18 protein-coding genes are annotated in these 17,957 nt (G+C 63.0%); 8 read left to right on the plus strand and 10 right to left on the minus strand.

Features of this window, described 5'->3' with window-relative positions; translation table 11 throughout:
* The first annotated feature begins 124 nt into the window (after positions 1-124).
* The 6 genes from FJ972_RS15515 to FJ972_RS15540 all read left to right on the plus strand — a co-directional run bounded on the left by FJ972_RS15515 (position 125) and on the right by FJ972_RS15540 (position 6,893).
* Positions 125-2,686, plus strand: a complete 2,562-nt coding sequence (locus tag FJ972_RS15515) for a GcvT family protein (protein ID WP_140521113.1) — start codon at positions 125-127, stop codon at positions 2,684-2,686.
* A gap of 100 nt (positions 2,687-2,786) precedes the next feature.
* On the plus strand, positions 2,787-3,632 hold the full coding sequence (locus tag FJ972_RS15520) for a DUF1194 domain-containing protein (RefSeq protein ID WP_140521112.1): 846 nt from the start codon (positions 2,787-2,789) through the stop codon (positions 3,630-3,632).
* A 210-nt stretch (positions 3,633-3,842) separates the two neighbouring features.
* On the plus strand, positions 3,843-4,187 hold the full coding sequence (locus tag FJ972_RS15525; RefSeq protein WP_140495638.1) for a peptidase inhibitor family I36 protein: 345 nt from the start codon (positions 3,843-3,845) through the stop codon (positions 4,185-4,187).
* A 140-nt stretch (positions 4,188-4,327) separates the two neighbouring features.
* Complete coding sequence (locus FJ972_RS15530) at positions 4,328-5,272, plus strand: ABC transporter substrate-binding protein (protein ID WP_140521111.1); 945 nt, start codon at positions 4,328-4,330, stop codon at positions 5,270-5,272.
* Between the two features lie 62 nt (positions 5,273-5,334).
* Positions 5,335-6,111, plus strand: a complete 777-nt coding sequence (locus FJ972_RS15535; protein WP_140495640.1) for an ABC transporter permease — start codon at positions 5,335-5,337, stop codon at positions 6,109-6,111.
* Positions 6,108-6,893, plus strand: coding sequence for an ABC transporter ATP-binding protein (locus tag FJ972_RS15540; RefSeq protein WP_140495641.1), 786 nt, complete (start codon positions 6,108-6,110; stop codon positions 6,891-6,893). The genes FJ972_RS15535 and FJ972_RS15540 overlap by 4 nt, the downstream gene beginning before the upstream one ends.
* 9 nt (positions 6,894-6,902) lie before the next feature.
* On the opposite strand, the gene FJ972_RS15545 is transcribed toward FJ972_RS15540, so the two are convergent.
* From FJ972_RS15545 to FJ972_RS15550, 3 genes are all read right to left on the minus strand, one after another.
* The gene (locus FJ972_RS15545) at positions 6,903-7,841 is read right to left on the minus strand and encodes a GlxA family transcriptional regulator (protein WP_263482988.1); all 939 of its coding nucleotides are present in this window, start codon (positions 7,839-7,841) and stop codon (positions 6,903-6,905) included.
* A 334-nt stretch (positions 7,842-8,175) separates the two neighbouring features.
* Positions 8,176-8,310: a hypothetical protein gene (locus FJ972_RS30175; RefSeq protein WP_127853696.1), complete on the minus strand. Its 135-nt coding sequence runs from the start codon at positions 8,308-8,310 to the stop codon at positions 8,176-8,178.
* A gap of 358 nt (positions 8,311-8,668) precedes the next feature.
* Positions 8,669-8,854, minus strand: coding sequence for a hypothetical protein (locus FJ972_RS15550; protein ID WP_140495643.1), 186 nt, complete (start codon positions 8,852-8,854; stop codon positions 8,669-8,671).
* Between the two features lie 217 nt (positions 8,855-9,071).
* Here FJ972_RS15550 and FJ972_RS15555 point away from each other — a divergent pair, with 217 nt between their 5' ends.
* On the plus strand, positions 9,072-9,971 hold the full coding sequence (locus FJ972_RS15555; RefSeq protein WP_140495644.1) for a LysR substrate-binding domain-containing protein: 900 nt from the start codon (positions 9,072-9,074) through the stop codon (positions 9,969-9,971).
* Here FJ972_RS15555 and FJ972_RS15560 read toward each other — a convergent pair whose 3' ends face one another.
* A complete protein-coding gene (locus FJ972_RS15560) occupies positions 9,972-10,952 on the minus strand; it encodes an alpha/beta hydrolase (protein WP_140495645.1) in 981 nt (326 codons plus the stop codon). It lies immediately after the preceding gene.
* Between the two features lie 246 nt (positions 10,953-11,198).
* Positions 11,199-11,588, minus strand: coding sequence for a hypothetical protein (locus tag FJ972_RS30260; protein WP_318012663.1), 390 nt, complete (start codon positions 11,586-11,588; stop codon positions 11,199-11,201).
* A gap of 101 nt (positions 11,589-11,689) precedes the next feature.
* On the opposite strand from FJ972_RS30260, the gene FJ972_RS15570 reads away from it, so the two are divergent.
* Complete coding sequence (locus tag FJ972_RS15570) at positions 11,690-12,718, plus strand: acyltransferase family protein (protein ID WP_226880283.1); 1,029 nt, start codon at positions 11,690-11,692, stop codon at positions 12,716-12,718.
* Between the two features lie 41 nt (positions 12,719-12,759).
* On the opposite strand, the gene FJ972_RS15575 is transcribed toward FJ972_RS15570, so the two are convergent.
* The 5 genes from FJ972_RS15575 to FJ972_RS15595 all read right to left on the minus strand — a co-directional run bounded on the left by FJ972_RS15575 (position 12,760) and on the right by FJ972_RS15595 (position 17,899).
* Complete coding sequence (locus FJ972_RS15575; RefSeq protein ID WP_140521109.1) at positions 12,760-14,889, minus strand: ASKHA domain-containing protein; 2,130 nt, start codon at positions 14,887-14,889, stop codon at positions 12,760-12,762.
* Positions 14,840-15,814 carry a methyltetrahydrofolate cobalamin methyltransferase gene (locus tag FJ972_RS15580; RefSeq protein ID WP_140495648.1) on the minus strand — a complete coding sequence of 325 codons (975 nt, stop codon included), beginning with the start codon at positions 15,812-15,814 and terminating at the stop codon, positions 14,840-14,842. Before FJ972_RS15580 ends, FJ972_RS15575 begins: the two co-directional genes overlap by 50 nt.
* Positions 15,815-15,895: 81 nt before the next feature.
* A complete protein-coding gene (locus tag FJ972_RS15585) occupies positions 15,896-16,987 on the minus strand; it encodes a methylenetetrahydrofolate reductase (protein ID WP_140516341.1) in 1,092 nt (363 codons plus the stop codon).
* Complete coding sequence (locus tag FJ972_RS15590; RefSeq protein WP_140516339.1) at positions 16,984-17,604, minus strand: methylenetetrahydrofolate reductase C-terminal domain-containing protein; 621 nt, start codon at positions 17,602-17,604, stop codon at positions 16,984-16,986. Before FJ972_RS15590 ends, FJ972_RS15585 begins: the two co-directional genes overlap by 4 nt.
* Positions 17,597-17,899, minus strand: a complete 303-nt coding sequence (locus FJ972_RS15595) for a virulence factor (RefSeq protein WP_140495651.1) — start codon at positions 17,897-17,899, stop codon at positions 17,597-17,599. The genes FJ972_RS15590 and FJ972_RS15595 overlap by 8 nt, the downstream gene beginning before the upstream one ends.
* Positions 17,900-17,957: the final 58 nt, after the last annotated feature.

The following is a 17,957-nucleotide window of genomic DNA, read 5'->3' on the forward strand; positions in this document are numbered from 1 at the left end:
CTGGGTCGCGACGCATTCGCGGCGTGTCGCAAACAGGCGGTAGCGCGCTCATCGTCGTCTGCATATTGTGCGCCGATCAGACGGGCGCCGACGCCGCCCGCAACAGCACCTGGAGTCGCGGGCAATGGCAGAGTTTCCGAACAAGGCGAAGGTCGTCATCATCGGCCTGGGTGGCATTGTCGGCGCGTCAATCGCCCATCACCTGATCGAACGCGGCTGGGACGACATTGTCGGTATCGACAAATCAGGCATCCCGACCGACATCGGCTCGACGGCGCACGCTTCCGACTTCTGCTACACCACCAGCCACGATTTCCTGTCCTGCTGGACGACACTCTACTCCATCGATTTCTACGAGAAGATGGGCCACTACGCACGCATCGGCGGCCTCGAAGTCGCGCGCGTCGGCGATGACAGCCGCATGGACGAAATCAAGCGCAAGATCGCCTCGGCCAAGGCTTTTGGCACGCGCGCCCGGCTGATCGAACCGGCCGAGATCAAGGAGAAATTCCCGCTCATCGAAGAGGCAATGGTGCAGGGCGGCCTGTGGGATCCCGACGCCGGCCTGGTCATCCCGCGCTCGCAGACGGTCGCCGGCAAGCTCGTCGACCAGGCGGAAGCCTCGGGCAAGCTCAAATCCTTCGCCAACACGCCGGCCCGGTCGCTCGTCGTCAAGGACGGCCGCATCAGCGCCGTGGTGACCGACCGCGGCACCATCGAGGCCGACTACGTCATCGTCTGCGCCGGCATCTGGGGCCGGCTGATCGCCGAGATGGTGGGCGAGGACCTGCCCGTCATGCCGATCGACCATCCGCTCACCTTCTTCGGGCCCTACAACGAGTTCGCCGGCACGGGCAAGGAGATCGGCTGGCCGCTGCTGCGCGACCAGGGCAATTCGGCCTATATGCGCGACACCGGCGACCCCAAGACCGCCGAGGGCGGGCAGATCGAATGGGGTTATTACGAAGAGACCAATCCGCGCCTTTGCCATCCGCGCGACCTGCTCGAGAAGGACCAGGCCCGGCTTTCGCCTTCGCAGCGCGATCTCGACATGGAGCAGATCCTGGCGCCGCTGGAGCGCGCCATGGAACTGACGCCGATCCTGGGCGAACTCGGCTACAACGAAAGCCATTCCTTCAACGGCCTGCTGCAGGTGACGGCGGATGGCGGCCCGTCGATGGGCGAGAGCCAGAAGGTGAGGGGGCTGTGGTATGCCGTTGCCATCTGGGTCAAGGACGGCCCGGGCATGGGCAAGCTCATCGCCGACTGGATGACGGACGGCCGCACCTCGATCGACCATCACGCCATCGACTATGCGCGCTTCTATCCGCACCAGACCAAGGAGCAGTTCATTTGGGATCGCTGCACCGAGACGGCGATGAAGGTCTACAATCCCGCCGTGCACCCGCGCGAGCCCTTCTCCAAGGGCCGCAACATAAGGCGCTCGCCGTTCTGGGAGCGCGAGAAGGAACTCGGCGGCTATTTCATGGAGCTGGGCGGCTGGGAGCGCGCGCACGGCTATGCCGCCAACGAGCACCTTCTGGAGAAATACGCCAACCGGGTGCCGGTGCGCGAGAACGAATGGGACAATCGCCATTTCTGGCGCGTGTCCAATGCCGAGCATCTGGCGATGAGCGAAGACTGCGGCATCGTCAACCTGTCGCACTTCTCGATGTACGACATCGAGGGACCCGACCACGTCGCGCTGCTGGAGTGGCTGTGCGCGGCCAAGATCGGCGGCGACAACAATATCGGCAAGGGCATCTACACCCACTTCCTCGACGAGGAAGGCATGGTGCGCGCCGACTTCACGGTCATCCGCATGGCCGACCGCTGCCGTTTGATCGATGGCGCGGACGCCGGCCCGCGCGACTTCCAGTACATGCGCCGCACCGCGCAGGATAAAGGTTTCGATGTCACCATCACCGATGTGACGGAAAAATACGTCACCATCGGCATCTGGGGCCCGAACGCGCGAGCAACCCTGCAAAAGGTGGTCGAGAATCCCGAGGGCCTTGCGCTGGAGAATTTCCCGTTCGCCGCGATCAAGCCGATCCGGATCGCCGGCAAGGACGTCACCGCCTTCCGCATCTCCTATGTCGGCGAACAGGGATGGGAACTGCACATGCGCTACGAGGACGGCCTGGCCGTCTGGGATGCGCTGCGCTCGACCGGCGTCATGCCGTTCGGCGTCGAGACCTATGCCAATACGCGGCGCATGGAAAAGAGCCTGCGTTTGCAGAATGCCGATCTGCTCACCGAGTACAACCTGCTCGAGGCCGATCTTGCCCGCCCGAAAGTCAAGGAGAACGACTTCTGCGGCAAGGCCAAGCACCTGGAATACCGCGCCCGCGAGCACCAGCCGGCGATGCTGTGCACGCTGGTGATGACCGAAAACACCGATTCCAAGGGTGTGGCGCGTTATCCGGTGGGCACGATGCCGGTGCTGGACCCCGAGACCGGCGAGACGCTGGTCGACGAACTCGGCCGCCGTTCCTTCACCACGTCGGTCGCTTACGGCCCGACCATCGGCAAGAACATCGCGCTCGCCTATCTGCCATGGGCCTATGCCCAAGAGGGCCGCAAGCTGAAGGTGGAGTATTTCGGCGAGACCTATCCGGTCGAGGTCGCCGGGGTCGGCTACAAGCCGCTCTACGATCCGGAGAATTTGAAGCCGAGAAGCTAGGCAACCTCCCAGCAGGGCTCGTGAGCAAATTTTGATAAGCCCGGCGGCTATGGTGGGGCTTTTCTCTTTTTCGGCTGGCGATTCTGGCTTACCCTGCGGCATGTCTGCTTTTGCTCGCGCAAGACATCTGCTTTCAGGCGCCGCCGCCCTGGCGCTGATGCTGTGGCTGGCCCCGGTGTCGCTCGCGGACGAACCCGTCGACGTCGAACTGGTGCTGGCGGTCGACGTCTCGCTGTCCATGTCGGCGGACGAGCTCGAGATCCAGCGTCGCGGCTACGCTGCTGCATTGACGCACGATCATGTGCTGCAAGCCATCGCCGCCGGCACTTACGGCAGGATCGCCGTTACTTATGTCGAATGGGCTGGCACCAACTCGCAGCACGTCATCGTGCCGTGGACGGTGATCTCCACTCGCGCCGACGCCGAGCAGGTGGTGGCGCGGCTGTCCGCCCAGCCTCCCAACAGCGCGCGGCGCACGTCTATCTCCGGCGCGCTGGAATTCGGCGCGGACCTTTTCGCCGAAAGTGGCTTTCAAGGGACGAAGCGGGTCATCGATATTTCCGGCGACGGCCCCAACAACCAGGGCGCGCCGGTCGATATCATCCGCGACGAGGTGGTCAAGCAAGGCATCGTCATAAACGGCTTGCCGCTGATGACCCGCGGCGGCTTCACCAGCGCCTACGATGTCAACGATCTCGACCGCTATTACAGCGACTGCGTCATTGGCGGTCCCGGAGCCTTCATGGTTCCGGTCAACGACTGGACGCAGTTTCCCGAAGCTATCCGCCGCAAGCTTGTGCTTGAACTCGCCGGCCCGGCCTCGCCGCGGCCGGTTGACCAGGCCGATCGTCCGCCGGTGGTGCTGGCGCAGGCCGAACAGGCCAGCGATTGCCTGGTCGGCGAAAAGATGTGGCGCAACCGCAATTGGATGCTCGATAGCCGCTGAGAAATTCCAGAAAAAGCGCATAGCGCCTTCCCGGTACGCGCGTAACGCTTTCCCTTTGGAATTGATTGAAAAAAATAGTCAAAGCGGTTCGGCGTTTCCGTGAAATGCCGAACTGTTCCAGGCTTGCCAGTCCGGCAGAAGCAGTGGCAAACTGGCCTTGCCGCGCCATCCGGCGGGCGGGGTGACGCGGTCAAACCGAGGAAACACCAGATGAGACGTCTAGCTATCCTGACTGCGGTCGCGTCCATGCTTTACGCCGACGGCGCCAGCGCCCAATACGACGATCAGGCCGCCTGCATCATGTTCGAAAATGGCAATTTTCGCGGACGGTCGATCGCGCTCGGGGCCGACGATTCGGTCAATTTTCGCGGCCGCGAGTTCTGGAACGACCGCGTGTCGTCGGTGATCGTTCGCCGAGGCTGCACTCTCGTTGCCTATGAGGATTCGCGCAGGGGAGGCCGATCGATCGAGATCAGGCGCAGGGTCCGCGATTTCGGCGGTAGCGACTGGAACGACCGAATCTCGTCCGCGGAGTGCTACTGCGACCAGTATTGACGACAAGGTCCTCGGCCTTGCCGTTTTGTGGCGGCAAGGCGAACCTTCGTCGCCGACGATGTGGGCAAACACGGCCCTGTTCATTGACAGCCGGGCGGCGTCCGTGAACATTCCCCCAGAGAAAACAAAGGGGAACTGACATGAACAGGACCATTATCCTTACGCTGGCGCTTGCCGCCGGCTTGTCCGCGCCGGCGACGGCCGCCACATCGGTCACTATCGGGATCAGCGGCTGGACCGGCTTCGCGCCGCTGACGCTCGCCAAACAGGCGGGACTCTTCGAGAAGCACGGCCTCGACGTGACCTTGAAGAAAGTGCCGCAGGCCAGCCGGCCGCTCGCCATCGCCAGCGGCGACCTGCAATGCGCCGCCACCACGGTCGAGACGTGGCAGGTGTGGAACGCCAGCGGCGTGACCACCAAGCAGATCTTCCAGCTCGACAAATCCTACGGCGCCGACGGCATCGTGGTGCGCAACGACATCAAGGCCGTCGCCGACCTCAAGGGCAAGACTGTCGCGTCCTCGGCGCCGGGCACCTCGCCCTATTTCCTGCTGGCCTGGGTGCTGAACAAGAACGGCATGTCGACAAAGGATGTCACGGTCGTCAATCTCGAGCCGGACGCGGCGGCGCAGGCCTTCCTTGCCGGCCAGAACGACGCGGCCGTCACCTATGAGCCGTTCATCTCGGCGGTGCGCGACAAGGCCGACCAGGGCCACATATTGGCGACCACGCTCGACTACCCGATGGTGCTCGACACGGTCGGCTGCACGCCCGAATTCCTCAAAGCCAATCCGGACGCCGCCAAGGCGCTTGCCGACAGCTATTTCGACGCGCTCGACCTGATCAAGAAGGACCCGCAGAAATCCTACGGCATCATGGGCGCGGACGTGAAACAGTCGGCCAAGGAGTTCGAGGATTCGGCGAAGTACCTGAAATGGGCCGACCGGGCGGAGAACAAGCAGTTCTTCACCAAGGAGTTCCAGGATTTCTCCAAGACCGCCGGCGAGCTTCTGCTGCAGATGGGGCTGATCAAGGAAGCGCCTGATGTCTCCACGCTGGCCGATACCAGCGCCGTGGCGAACTGAGCGGCCGCTGTCTCGCGGCGGCGCCCCGCGCCGCCGTTTCGCTTTCACAAGGACCGTTGTAAATGCCGCGCCCCCTGCATCCGATCTCGCCGGGCACGCGAACCGTGCTCGGCATTTCCTTCTTCGTGCTGTTCGTCGTTTTCTGGGCGTGGATCACGCTTGGCGGCCACGTCAACCGCATCTTTCTCGCCGATCCGCTGTCGATGCTGCGGGATGGCTGGCGGCTGCTGGTCGAGGACCGGTTCTGGCTCGACATACTGATCACCATCTGGCGCGTCTTCGGCGGCTTCGTGCTGGCATCGGCCGTCGCCGTGCCGCTGGGCATAGCGATGGGCGCGTGGAAACCTGTCGAGGCGTTCCTGGAGCCGTTCGTCTCCTTCGCCCGCTACCTGCCGGCCTCGGCCTTCATTCCGCTGCTTATCCTTTGGGCCGGCATAGGCGAACTGGAGAAGCTGCTGGTCATCTTCGTCGGCTCCGTGTTCCAGATCATCCTGATCATCGCAGTAAAGGTCGGCTCCACGCGTCGCGATCTCGTCGAGGCGGCCTACACGCTCGGCTCCACGGACAACGGCATCGTCAAGCGTGTGATCATGCCCGCCAATGCGCCCGAGATCGCCGAGACGCTGCGGCTGGTGCTCGGCTGGGCTTGGACCTATGTCATCGTCGCTGAACTGATCGGCTCGTCGTCGGGCATCGGCTACATGATCATCAACAGCCAGTCGCGACTGGCAACCGGCCAGATCATCTTCGGCATCATCGTCATCGGGCTGATCGGGCTGTTGTCCGATCTTGCCTTCAAGGCGCTTAATCGCTGGCTCTTCCCATGGAGCCTGGCATGAGCAAGCTTCTCATCGAGGGCGTCTCGCGCACGTTCGCCGGCGTGCGCGGCGGCTCACCGGTCCAGGCGCTGATGCCTGTCGACCTGGCGGTCGCGGCCAATGATTTCATCACCATCCTGGGGCCTTCGGGATGCGGGAAGTCGACGCTCTTGCGCATCGTCGCCGGGCTGGAGGCGCCGAGCGAAGGGCGCGTGCTGCTCGACGGCAAAGCGGTGACCCGGCCGGGGCCGGATCGCGGCATGGTCTTCCAGTCCTACACGCTGTTCCCATGGCTGACGGTCGCCGAAAACATCGCCTTCGGCCTGCGCGAACGCGGCATGGCCGAGCGGGAGAGGGGCGAAATCGTCGCCTCCTATATCGACCTCGTCGGGCTGGAGGGCTTCGAGAACCACTGGCCGAAGCAACTTTCCGGCGGCATGCAGCAGCGCACGGCGATCGCCAGGGCGTTGGCCAACGACCCCGCGATTCTTTTGCTGGACGAGCCGTTCGGCGCGCTCGACAACCAGACGCGCGGGCTGATGCAGGAACTGCTGCTCGGCATCTGGGAACGGCGCAAGAAAACGGTTCTGTTCGTCACCCACGACATCGAGGAGGCGATCTTCATGGCGTCGCGCGTGGTGGTGATGACGGCCAGGCCCGGCCGGATCAAGTCGGACGTCGCCATCGACCTGCCGCACCCGCGCCACTACACGCTGAAGACCAGTCCGGAATTCTCCGTGTTGAAGGCGCGGCTGACCGAGGACATCCGCGTCGAGGCGATGCGGTCGGCAGAGGTGCTCTGAGGCGCGCCTCTATGCCGCCAGCAGCTGCTTGCGGTCGACGCGCTCCTGCTGCGGCGAGCGGGCGTAGAGCTCGCGGTAGCATTTCGAGAAATGCGAGGCCGAGACGAAGCCGCAGGCGACCGCCACCTCGACCACCGGCATCGAGGACTGGATCAAGAGATGCCTTGCACGGTCGAGGCGGATTTCGAGGTAGTAACGGGCCGGCGAGCGTCCCATCTCGGTGCGGAACAGCCGCTCGATCTGCCGGCGCGACAGGTCGACATGGTCGGCGATCTCGATCAGCGACAGCGGCTCCGACAGATTGCCTTCCATCAGTTCGATGATGGTCAGCACTTTCGAGTTCTGTACGCCGAGCCGGGCACGCAGCGGCAGGCGCTGGCGGTCGGTCGGGCTGCGCACACGGTCGGTCAGCACCTGTTCGCAGACGCGGTTGACGAGATTCTCGTCGAAATCGTCGCCGATCAGCTTCAGCATCATGTCGAGCGCGGCGGTGCCGCCGGCGCAAGTGTAGATGTTTTGGTCGATCTCGAACAGGTCGGCAAAGACATTGGCTTTCGGGAATGCCTCGGAGAAGCCGGGCAGGTTCTCCCAATGGATGGCGCAGCGCTTGTTGGACAACAGGCCGGCAGCGGCCAGAACATGCGCTCCGGTGCACAGGCCGCCGACGGAGACGCCGCGATTGTATTCCTCGCGCAGCCAGGCAAAGGCGGACTTGTTCTGGTAGCGCTCGACATTGGTGCCGCTACAGACGATGGCCATGTTGGGGCGATCCGGCCCTCCCATCTTCCTGCGCTCCTCCTCCAGCGAGGTGTTGACCGCGCATTCGACACCGTTCGAAGCGCGCACCGGCTTGCCGTCGATGCTGGCGAGGCGCCATCGATAGGCCTCGTAGCCGAGCATGCGATTGGCCGAGCGCAGCGGGTCGAGCGCCGTCGCAAACGCGATCATGGTGAAGTCGGGAATGAGAAAAAATACAAACGATCGCTTGATCGGATGCTTAACGGCGTTCACGGGAACCTCACGCAGCCATGGCGCGAACAGAATGTCGCGAATAGCATAGCGACAACAGGAAAAACCATCCTTGTCAATCGGCTAAGGAGCTTTAGCAAGATTTAATTTGCGACATGGGTCGCAAATGGGCAATCGTGTTGCGATGCCGCGCAGCCGCGGCGCCGTTCGCGATGGAAGCGCCGTCAGGGTGTGCAAACAAACGCCGCCTCGGCGGAACCGGGCGGCGTCATCTATTCAGGCAGCGCGAGGGAGCGCTGCCTGCGGGATCGGTTCAGGCGACGAAACCGAGGCGTGCGGCAGCCATGGCGCCGGTCTGGCCGGGCATGGTGTTGGCGAGGCGCTGGCGCTCGAGGGCCGTGGTCAGGTTCATTTCGCGGCGAGGGAAAAGGCGGGCAAAAAGCTTCATGTTCATCTCCAATCGGTTGCTCAGACGGGTCGCCTTCGCTTGATGGAGTGGGGCAGCTCGTTTGCTGGCGTGGATATAGGCTTGTGTAAGTAAAAACTAAATCGCAAAAGCGAAGCACTTGATATGAAAAGCGACACGCAAGGCGGGAGCCTTTGTAGGCACTCCCGGATTTTTCGTTAGCTTACAAAGCGTTAGCTCAAAACCCAGCCGCTATGCGGCTTGTTCATATGCGCCATGCAGCGGCAGCATGGCTCCGAAATTCATGTGAACGCAAATAAAACGGCAAAACAGGTCGGTAAAACAAGAAGACCTGCCGGGCGGTTTGCGCGGCAGGCCTTCAATGCATGGTACACACGGTTTACTTTGCTCCAGCCCAGGATCCGACGCCGGCGCGTATGCCGGCCTTCGTGTCGGCCGCTTCAGGCCAGCCAATATCCTTCTGCAGCTCGATCGGCAGGGAGCGGATGGCGCGTTCGGTCTGGTAGCGGGCGCGGGCCGCGCTGAATTCGGTCGCAAGCCGACCGATGGATGACAGGATAGACATTTCGATCTCCTCATGTCGGGGCGGAAGTGCCCGGCAATGCCTTACGTCAGGTCTGTATCAGCTTCATTGCATGTCGAAGGCAGGTCTGTGTCGTGATCGTTTCGTGGCTGCCTTGGCAGCATCCTGCTTCGATGGAGTTGACTATGCGCTCGAACTGATGTTCAATCAAACGAAATGGAATGATAGTTTGCATCAGAAAAATTGAAGGTCGATCGTCATGAACGCCCCACTCAATCATCCGCTGCCGCTGCTGGACCTCGACGTGCTGCGCACTTTCGTGGCGATCGCCGAAACCGGCAGCTTCACCACCGCGGCCAATGCGGTCTTCCGTACGCCCTCGGCGGTCTCCATGCAGATCAAGAAGCTGGAAGATATTCTGGGCCGCTCGGTGTTCGCGCGCGATGCGCGCTCGGTGACGCTGACCACCGACGGGGAAATGCTGCTGGGCTATGCCCGTCGTCTGCTGTCGATCAATCGCGAGGCGGTGTCCAAGTTCATCATTCCCGATATTGTCGGCGTGGTGCGGCTGGGTTCGCCGGACGATTATGGCGAGCGCGTGCTGCCGCATGTGCTGAAGCGTTTTGCGCAGTCGCATCCATCGATCGCCGTCGACGTCACCATCGACCAGAGCAGCAATCTGCGCCGGCGCATGGATGACCGGGCGCTCGACATCACGCTGCTCACCAATTCCTACAAGACCAGCGCGCTCGGCGCCGAGGTGCTGTTGACGGAGCCGATCGTCTGGGCCGGCGCCAAGGGCGGCTGCGCGCATCTGCGCGAACCCTTGCCGGTGTCGCTGTGGGAAGAGGGCTGCGCCTGGCGGGCAGGGGCGCTCGAAGCGCTGAGCCGCGAGGGCCGCAACTACCGCATCGCGTATATGAGCGCGCATACGGCCGGCCAGCGCGCCGCCATCATGTCAGATCTCGCCGTGGCGCCGCTGCCGAAGTCTTTCCTCGGCAACGACATGGTCGAGCTCTGCCCCAAGGACGGCATGCCCGATATCGGCACCTATAACCTCGCCATGGTGGTAGCGCCGGACGCCAGCGCGCCGGTCAAGGCGGTGGCCGACCACATCCGGGCGACGTTCGAAGTCTTCCGGGAAACCGGCAAGTTCTGATCAACCGGGGTGCTCTGACTGGAGGCTCTGCCCCGAAGCCTCGGTGGACGGCGCTTCGAAGCTTGCGCCGGCGCCTTCAACAAGGGGCGAGGGGTTCTCGGTCAGAAACGCCACGATCCGTTCGCGCGCGCGGCGCGATTCCGGCATGTCGATCAGCGGCCAGACGTGGAACATGCCTTCCTCGTGCACGAGCTCTACCTCGACGCCAGCGGCCCGTGCTTTTTGTGCGAAGATCAGATTGTCGGGCGTGAGAAGATCGCGAGAGCCCGCCAGGAGCAATGTCCTGGGCAGCACCGAGAGGTCGCCATAGACGGGGCTGATATGCCAGTCCGTCGGGTCTATTCCGGCACTGTAGAGCCGGATAGCCTCCCGTCCGCCCGCGATGCCCAGCCAGGGATCGTTCCGCTCCGCCTCGAACACCTCGGGGTTTGCAAGCGAGACGTCGAGCCCGGGTGAGATCAGCACATGGCGCGACGGCAAGGGCAGGCCTTCTTCGGCAGCCATCATGGTGAGCACCACGGCCATGTTGCCGCCGGCGGAATCGCCCATGAAGATGATGTCTTCCGCCTCCGTCTCGCCGAGCATCCGGCGATAGACGTCGCCGACCATGCCGAACATGGCGTGGAAGTCATGCTCGGGCGCGATGGGATAGATGGGCACCGTAAAGGCATAGCCCAGCCGGTCGGCCATGTCGGCGATCAGGTGCCAATGATAGGGCGTGATTTCAAAGACATAGGCGCCGCCGTGCAGATAGAGAACCCGCTTGCGCTCGCCGGCCCTGGGGGCGATCTCGTAGACGGGAAAGCCGTCGACGGTGCGCGTCTCGATGTTGAAGCGCTGCTGCACTGACACCGGAGGGTGATGGTCCTCTGTCCGGCGCGCCGCAGCGATCCAGCGCTGCAGGTTTTCCGGGCTGGAAAACGCCTTCTTGCGACTGTGCCTGAGCACGAAGGACACGACGTGGCTTTTCAAACTTGGCATGCGGATACACGAACTTCGGCGGCAGCCGACTAAGAGAAGTCCCCTTCATATTTGAAGATCGTGCCCTGGTCGAAGATGTCAAGATTTACGCTGTGTGCACACGTCGCTGTGATCGGCGCCGCATTTCTCGCGGGAGGGATCAGCGCTGCGGCAGAAGGGCTGCGCGCAGGCGGTTGCTGGTGACGGCCGGAGCCCCTCGCGGGCTCCGGCGCGTGCCGAGCAGTTTGCACTTTTCGGCAAAGGTCATCAGCGCGTAAAGCCCAAAAGCAAGGCGGAAAGCGCCGCCTGCGGGTCGCTGGGCGGCGAGGCCGGCCAGCCGATGTCCTTCTGGACATGTGCCGGCAGGCTGTTCAGGGCGCGGACGGCCTTGTTCCTGGCACGGGCCTGCCTGATGGTCGCACCGTAGCGGCCGAGATTTTCAAACATCGACATTTTCATCTCCCTTGAAGAACGGCGGCGGCCGAGGATTATCTTCGGCCGCCGTTCGATGCCGGGTAAATGCGCCTGCCATGTATCGGTCGGATTTCGCGAAAACGGTGATTTGGTTTCCGGATCAGTCAATCCGGAAACATTTGCATACAAATGAAATTGCAGGTGATTGACACCCCCGAGCGATCGCTTCTCGGCCGCGTCCAAGAGGGCGTGCCGCGATCCTACCTAGCTTGCCCGTTGACAGCAGATGGCGGATGTCTGCTATTGTGCATTGCAGCATCGGGGGTGCGGGTAAGGAGTATGGCGTGAATGACATTCACAGTATCCAATACCTTCGAGGACTCGCCGCTTCCGCGGTAGTTTGCTTTCACATCAACGAACAGTTCGGCGGTCCGTTCGCGGTCGGTGCTGCTGGCGTCGACCTGTTTTTTGTCATCAGCGGTTTCATCATGTGGGTGACCACGGCCGATCGCCCTGCCAATCCACGGCGTTTCATATGGCGTCGGATTGTTCGCATCGTGCCGCTCTATTGGATCGTCACGGTGCTGACCGCGCTGGCAATTTTCCTCAAGCCGCAATTTCTCTACGGACATGTGCTGAGCCCGGAAAATTTTTTCGGCTCGCTGGTGTTTCTTCCGATCGTGCAGGATGGGGTACTTCATCCCGTGGTGATCCAGGGCTGGACGCTGTGTTATGAAATGATGTTTTACGTCATTTTCGCCTTGGCGCTCTTTTTAGGCGAGAAGCAGCGTTTTGCCGTGCTGATCGGCGTGCTGACGGTGATGGTCGCATCGAACTTGCTGCTCAAAGGCTACCGCTTTACCTCTCCCCTCATGCTCGAGTTCGCGGCCGGCATTGTTATCGGGCGGCTGTGGATGGAGGATATTCGGCTCCGGCTTGTGCCGGCGCTGTCGCTGGTTGTTGGCGGATTTCTCCTGTTGATGACGATCCAGATGCTTGACCCCGAGCTGCCTCGTGTTCTGCGTTGGGGTATTCCGGCGACCCTGATCGTTGCTGGAGCGGTTTTTGCCGAGCGTGCCAGACCGTTCAACCCCGTGGCCTTGTTTACATTTTTTGGTAGTGCCTCGTATTCGATCTACTTGTGGCATGTGCTGGTGGTTGTCGTGGTAACTGGCATCATGCTGCGGCTTGGGGTTCCGCCAAATTGGCAGCCGGCGCCGATTGCCTTGATCAGCATCGCGCTTTCCGCGATGCTTTACCTGTCGATTGAAAAGCCGCTGACGGGCTTTCTCAACCGGTCGTGCGTCAAAAGCATGCCGTTGCTGGCTCAGCGGCCCAGCTTGCGCTTGCCATCGAATGAGGCAAACGACTGACAAGCGGCCAAGGCGCCTCGGCGTTGCATTGTGCCCTAATTTTATTCCCGGCCACGTCGCGCGGCGTGGCCTTCGCGCGAGCGCCGGCGCGGGGTGGCGTCGCCGGCGATGCCGTCTTCGCTCACCGTCTTGCGCGGCGGCAGCTTCACCGCCGCCGACAGTTTCGGAAACGGATCGACCTTGTTCGGCAACGCCATCGCATAGACGAAGTGCTCCTGGAATTTGGGCTCCAGTGCGGTCTCGATCTTCTCGATCTGGCTCACCGTCTCCTCGATCTCGCGACGATAGCCGCGATTGAGCAGCGCCATGCGCGCGCCCGCGCCGGCGGCGTTGCCGACGGCCGAGACCTTGTCGAGGTCGCAATCGGGGATCAGGCCCAGCACCATGGCGTATTTCGAATCGATGAAGGAGCCGAAGGCGCCGGCGAAGTGGATGCGGTCGACATGCTCGGTGTTCTGCTTTTCCATCAACAGCTTGGTGCCGGCATAAAGTGCTGCCTTGGCGAGTTGGATGGCGCGCACGTCGGTCTGGGTGATGGTGATTTTCGGCTCGCCTTCCTTCAGCACGTAGGAGAAGGTGCGGCCGTTGGCGACGATACGCGGCGAGCGCATGCTGAGCGATCCGTCGACGACGCCGTCTTCCGAAATGATGCCGGCCAGATACATCTCCGCAACGATCTCGATGATGCCGGAGCCGCAAATGCCGGTGACGCCGGTCGCCTGCACGCTGTCGAGGAAACCCGGCTCGTCGGACCACAGTTCAGAGCCGATGACGCGGTATTTCGGCTCGAGCGTGTCGGGATCGATGCGCACGCGCTCGATGGCGCCGGGCGCGGCGCGCTGGCCGCCGGAGATTTCGGCGCCTTCGAAGGCCGGACCGGTGGGCGAGGAAGCAGCCACGACCCGGGCACGATTGCCGAGCACGATCTCGGCGTTGGTGCCGACGTCGACGATCAGCATCATCTCGTCCTGGCGATGCGGGCCCTCCGACAGCGTCACCGCCGCCGCGTCGGCGCCGACATGGCCGGCGATGCAGGGCAGCATGTAGAGGCGTGCGCCCGGGTTGAGCTTGAGGCCGATATCCGAGGCCTTGATGCGCACCGCGCCCGAGACGGCGAGCGCGAAGGGGGCGCCGCCGAGCTCGGTCGGATCGATGCCGAGGAACAGATGGTGCATGATCGGATTGCCGACGAAGACGGAATCCAGGATGTCGTTGCGCTGGACACTGCCTTCCGCGCAGACCTTGTCGACAAGACCGGAGATCGCCTCGCGCACGGCGACCGTCATGCCTTCGCGGCCATCCGGGTTCATCATGACATAGGAAACGCGGCTCATCAGATCCTCGCCGAAGCGGATCTGCGGGTTCGACGTGCCTGACGAAGCGGCGACGCGGCCCGACAGCAGCGACACCAGATGCATGGCGATGGTGGTCGAGCCGATATCGCAGGCCAGCCCATAGGCCTCGTTCTTGAGGCCGGGCCACAAAGCGATGACGCGCGCGATGTCGCTGTCGGCATCCTTGTGGATGGCGGCGGTCGCGGTCCAGTTGCCCTTGCGCAAGATGCCCTGCACCTGCGGCAGCAAATAGAAATCGAATTCGAGGTTCTTGAAGTTCCAGTCCTTCATCAGCGCGATCTTGAGCCGGTCGAGATCGCCTGAAGGATTGTGCATGTCGGGTTCTTCGATTTCGACATAGCACATGCGGATCGCCGTATCGCGCGCGATCACCCTGGTGTCGGCATCCTTGCGGATGGTCTGTGCGTTGATGACCGTGTCCTGCGGCACGTCGATGACAAGGTCGCCGAGGATCTGCGCCGAGCAGGAGAGGCGGCGCCGTTCCGGCAGGCCGCGCACGCGCTCGTAACGTTCTTCCTTCGGCCCCTTGGGCGAGATGTGGTCGTTGGAGGAGACGATCTTGTGCTTGGCGAAATTGCCTTCCTGCACCTCGATCTGGCAGCGCCCGCAAGTGGCGCGCCCGCCGCACACGCTCTCGACATAGACGCCGAGCTGGCGCGCGGCGTCGAGCACCGGCGTGCCGACCGGAAAGCGCCCGCGCTTGCCCGACGGCATGAACAGCACGAGCGGATCGGTGATGTTGGTATGCGAATTCACGATTGCGCGCTTATCCCCTTGCCATGCGGGCTTCACGACCGCCACGACGGCGACCGCCATTGCCGCCGCCTTCGCCTGGTGCATTGACCGCCGTCGGAGCGGCGACCGCTTGGCCGCCTTCGGCCGGCTTGTAATCCTTATAGGTGCGAATCCAGTTGGTGCAATTCTCGTCGGTGCCGTTCAGAACGTTGGCGCCGCGCACGGCTTCCATTTCCTGCGGACGCACCGGGTTCATGATGGCCGATGTCATGCCGGCGCCGATCACCATCGGGATGAAGGCGGCGTTGATGCCGTGGCGGTGCGGCAGGCCGAAGGAGATGTTGGACAGGCCGCAGGTGGTGTTGACCTTCAGTTCCTCGCGCAGGCGCCGCAGCAGGGCGAACACCTGGCGGCCGGCATCGCCGAGCGCGCCGATCGGCATGACCAGCGGGTCGACGACGACGTCATGCGCCGGAATGCCGAAATCGGCGCAGCGCTGCACGATCTTCTTGGCGACGGCGAAGCGCACATCCGGATCCATCGAAATGCCGGTCTCGTCATTGGAGATGGCGACGACCGGCACGTTGTATTTCTTGATCAGCGGCAGGATGGCTTCGAGTTTTTCCTCCTCGCCGGTGACGGAGTTGACCAGCGGACGGCCCTTGGCGACCTTGAGCGCCGCCTCGATCGCGGCGGTGACCGAGGAGTCGATCGACAGCGGCAGGTCGACCAGGCCCTGGACGATCTCCAGCGTCTGTACCAGCAATGCCGGCTCGGTCGCGTTGGGGTCGACGGCGGTGACGCCGGCATTGACGTCGAGCATGGTGGCGCCGCAAGCGGCCTGTTCCAGCGCGTCCTTGATGACGGTTTCGAAATTGCCGGCGATCATCTCGGCGGCGAGCTTCTTGCGGCCGGTCGGGTTGATGCGCTCGCCAATCACGCAGAAGGGCTGGTCGAAGCCGATGATGATTTCTCGTGTCGCCGAGGCAACGATGGTCCGGGTCATGAAATCTCTCCGTCGTGATATAAAGAGTTCTTTATATCGTTATCTCTTGTCGATCAAGCGAATGGTGGTTCTCCGCGCAAGTCAATGCGCGGTCTTCACCATGTCCACCTGGGTTTCGGTAACATCGTCGTGCAGGATATGGTCGAGCCGGTCGGCGACCATCTGGTCGTCGCGGCGGATTTCGCGCTTCCACGGCTGGCGGCCCTTCAGCACGCCCGATTCATCGACGATCTCGGCGACATACTCCTCCTGGCGGTAGGCCATCACATGGACGCCTGAAACGCCTGGGATTTCCTTCACCTCGTTGATGATGTCGATGCAGAGCTGCTTGCCTTCCTTCTTCTGGTCCTGGGCGCCTTCCAGCCGCTTGATGACGGTATCGGGAATATGGATTCCCGGCACGTTGGAGCGGATCCATTTGGCGGTCTTGGCCGAGGCGAGCGGTCCGACACCGCACAGGACGAACACTTTCTCCGTGTGGCCGAGATCGCGTGCCTTTTGCATGAAGGTCTTGAACATCGGTACGTCGAAACAATACTGCGTTTGGACGAACTGAGCGCCGGCGGCGATCTTCTTGCCGAGATGGATCGGGCGGAAGTCGAAGGGTGGTGCGAACGGATTGACGGCCGCGCCGAGGAACAACTGCGGCGGCGTGGTGAGCTTGCGGCCGGACAGGAACTTGCCGTTGTCGCGCATGATGCGGATGGTTTCGAGCAGCGACATGGAATCGAGGTCGAACACCGGCTTGGCGCCGGGCTGGTCGCCGGCCTGCACGCCGTCGCCTGTCAGGCACAGCATGTTGGCGACGCCCATGGCAGCCCCGCCCAGCACGTCGCCCTGGATGGCGATGCGGTTCTTGTCCCGGCAGGCGATCTGCATGATCGGTGCGTAGCCCATGCGGGTCAGGAGCGCGCAGATGCCGACCGACGACATATGACAGTTGGCGCCCGACGCATCGACCGCATTGATGGCATCGACCCAGCCGTCGAAGATCTTCGCCCTGTTGTAGACGTCTTCGGGGTCGGCGCTGTCGGGCGGGTTGAGCTCGGTGGTGACCGCGAATTCACCGCGTCGCAGGACGCGTTCGAGCCGGCCGCGCGAGGTGTGGCCGGGCAAGGGGTCGAGCGGCAGATGGATGCCGGCCGGGTTCTCGTCACGCTGGCGGGCGATCATGCGGCCGCTCCGGTCTTCGCATCGGCCGCGGCTTCACGGGCGGCTGCCGCCTGCGCGGTGACGCGCAGCCAGGCGGACGTTTCGCGCAGCGACTGGTCGACCGGCTTCTGCACGGCGAGAATCCTGTCGCCGTGCTCCATGTTGCGCGCCCCCTCCCAGGCCTTGACCCAGACGCAAGGCATGTCGGGCTCCACCTCGCAATTGCCGTTGGCGCGCACGCCGCCACAGGGGCCGTTGCGCAGCTGTTTTGGGCAGTTCATCGGGCACGACATGCCGGTCGAGGACAGGATGCACTGGCCGCACATGCGGCAGTCGAACATGAAGCCCTTGACGCGCTTTTCGACAAACTTCACCGGGGCCTCGACACGGCTGTAACCGATACCTTTCCACAAGGGATGCAGCAGAAGGAACATGTCGGCGAAGCGGGCATAGAACCATTCGAGCAGGCGCGAGTGCCGGACCGACCACAATCTCACCGCGAAGGAGCGCTGCACGCGGCGCTGTGGCGACACGTCGGCCGGCTTGTAGTCGGATTTCGGTGCTGCCTTCTTGACCAGGGTCGCCTGGGTGATCGGCTGGAGAGCCGGGCTCTCCTTGGCGGGAATGGTTTCAGACATTTTCTTTGCCGCCCGCCTTCACCAGAGCGATCAGCCGCTCGCGGTCATATTTCGCGTCGATGTCCTGGAATGCCTTCTCGACCTCGGCTTCGAGGTCGTCCCCGACCGGAACCGGATCGGCCTTGCGCCATTCGGCCAGATAGTCGTCGGTGCCGCCGGCGCCGGTGCGCATGGCGCACATGTCGATCGCCTCGGTGAAGCGCAACGGCAGTTCGCGCTTGGCGTTCTGGCGGCCTTTCCTGACGATGACCTGGGCAGGGATGTCGCGCCAGTAGACGACGATCAGATCGGCCATGAATTCTCACTCCTCGATCTGCGAGCATTGCCGCATGCGCAATTGGGCCGCTTGTTAT

The organism is Mesorhizobium sp. B2-1-1 (genome assembly GCF_006442975.2).
Taxonomy (GTDB): domain Bacteria; phylum Pseudomonadota; class Alphaproteobacteria; order Rhizobiales; family Rhizobiaceae; genus Mesorhizobium.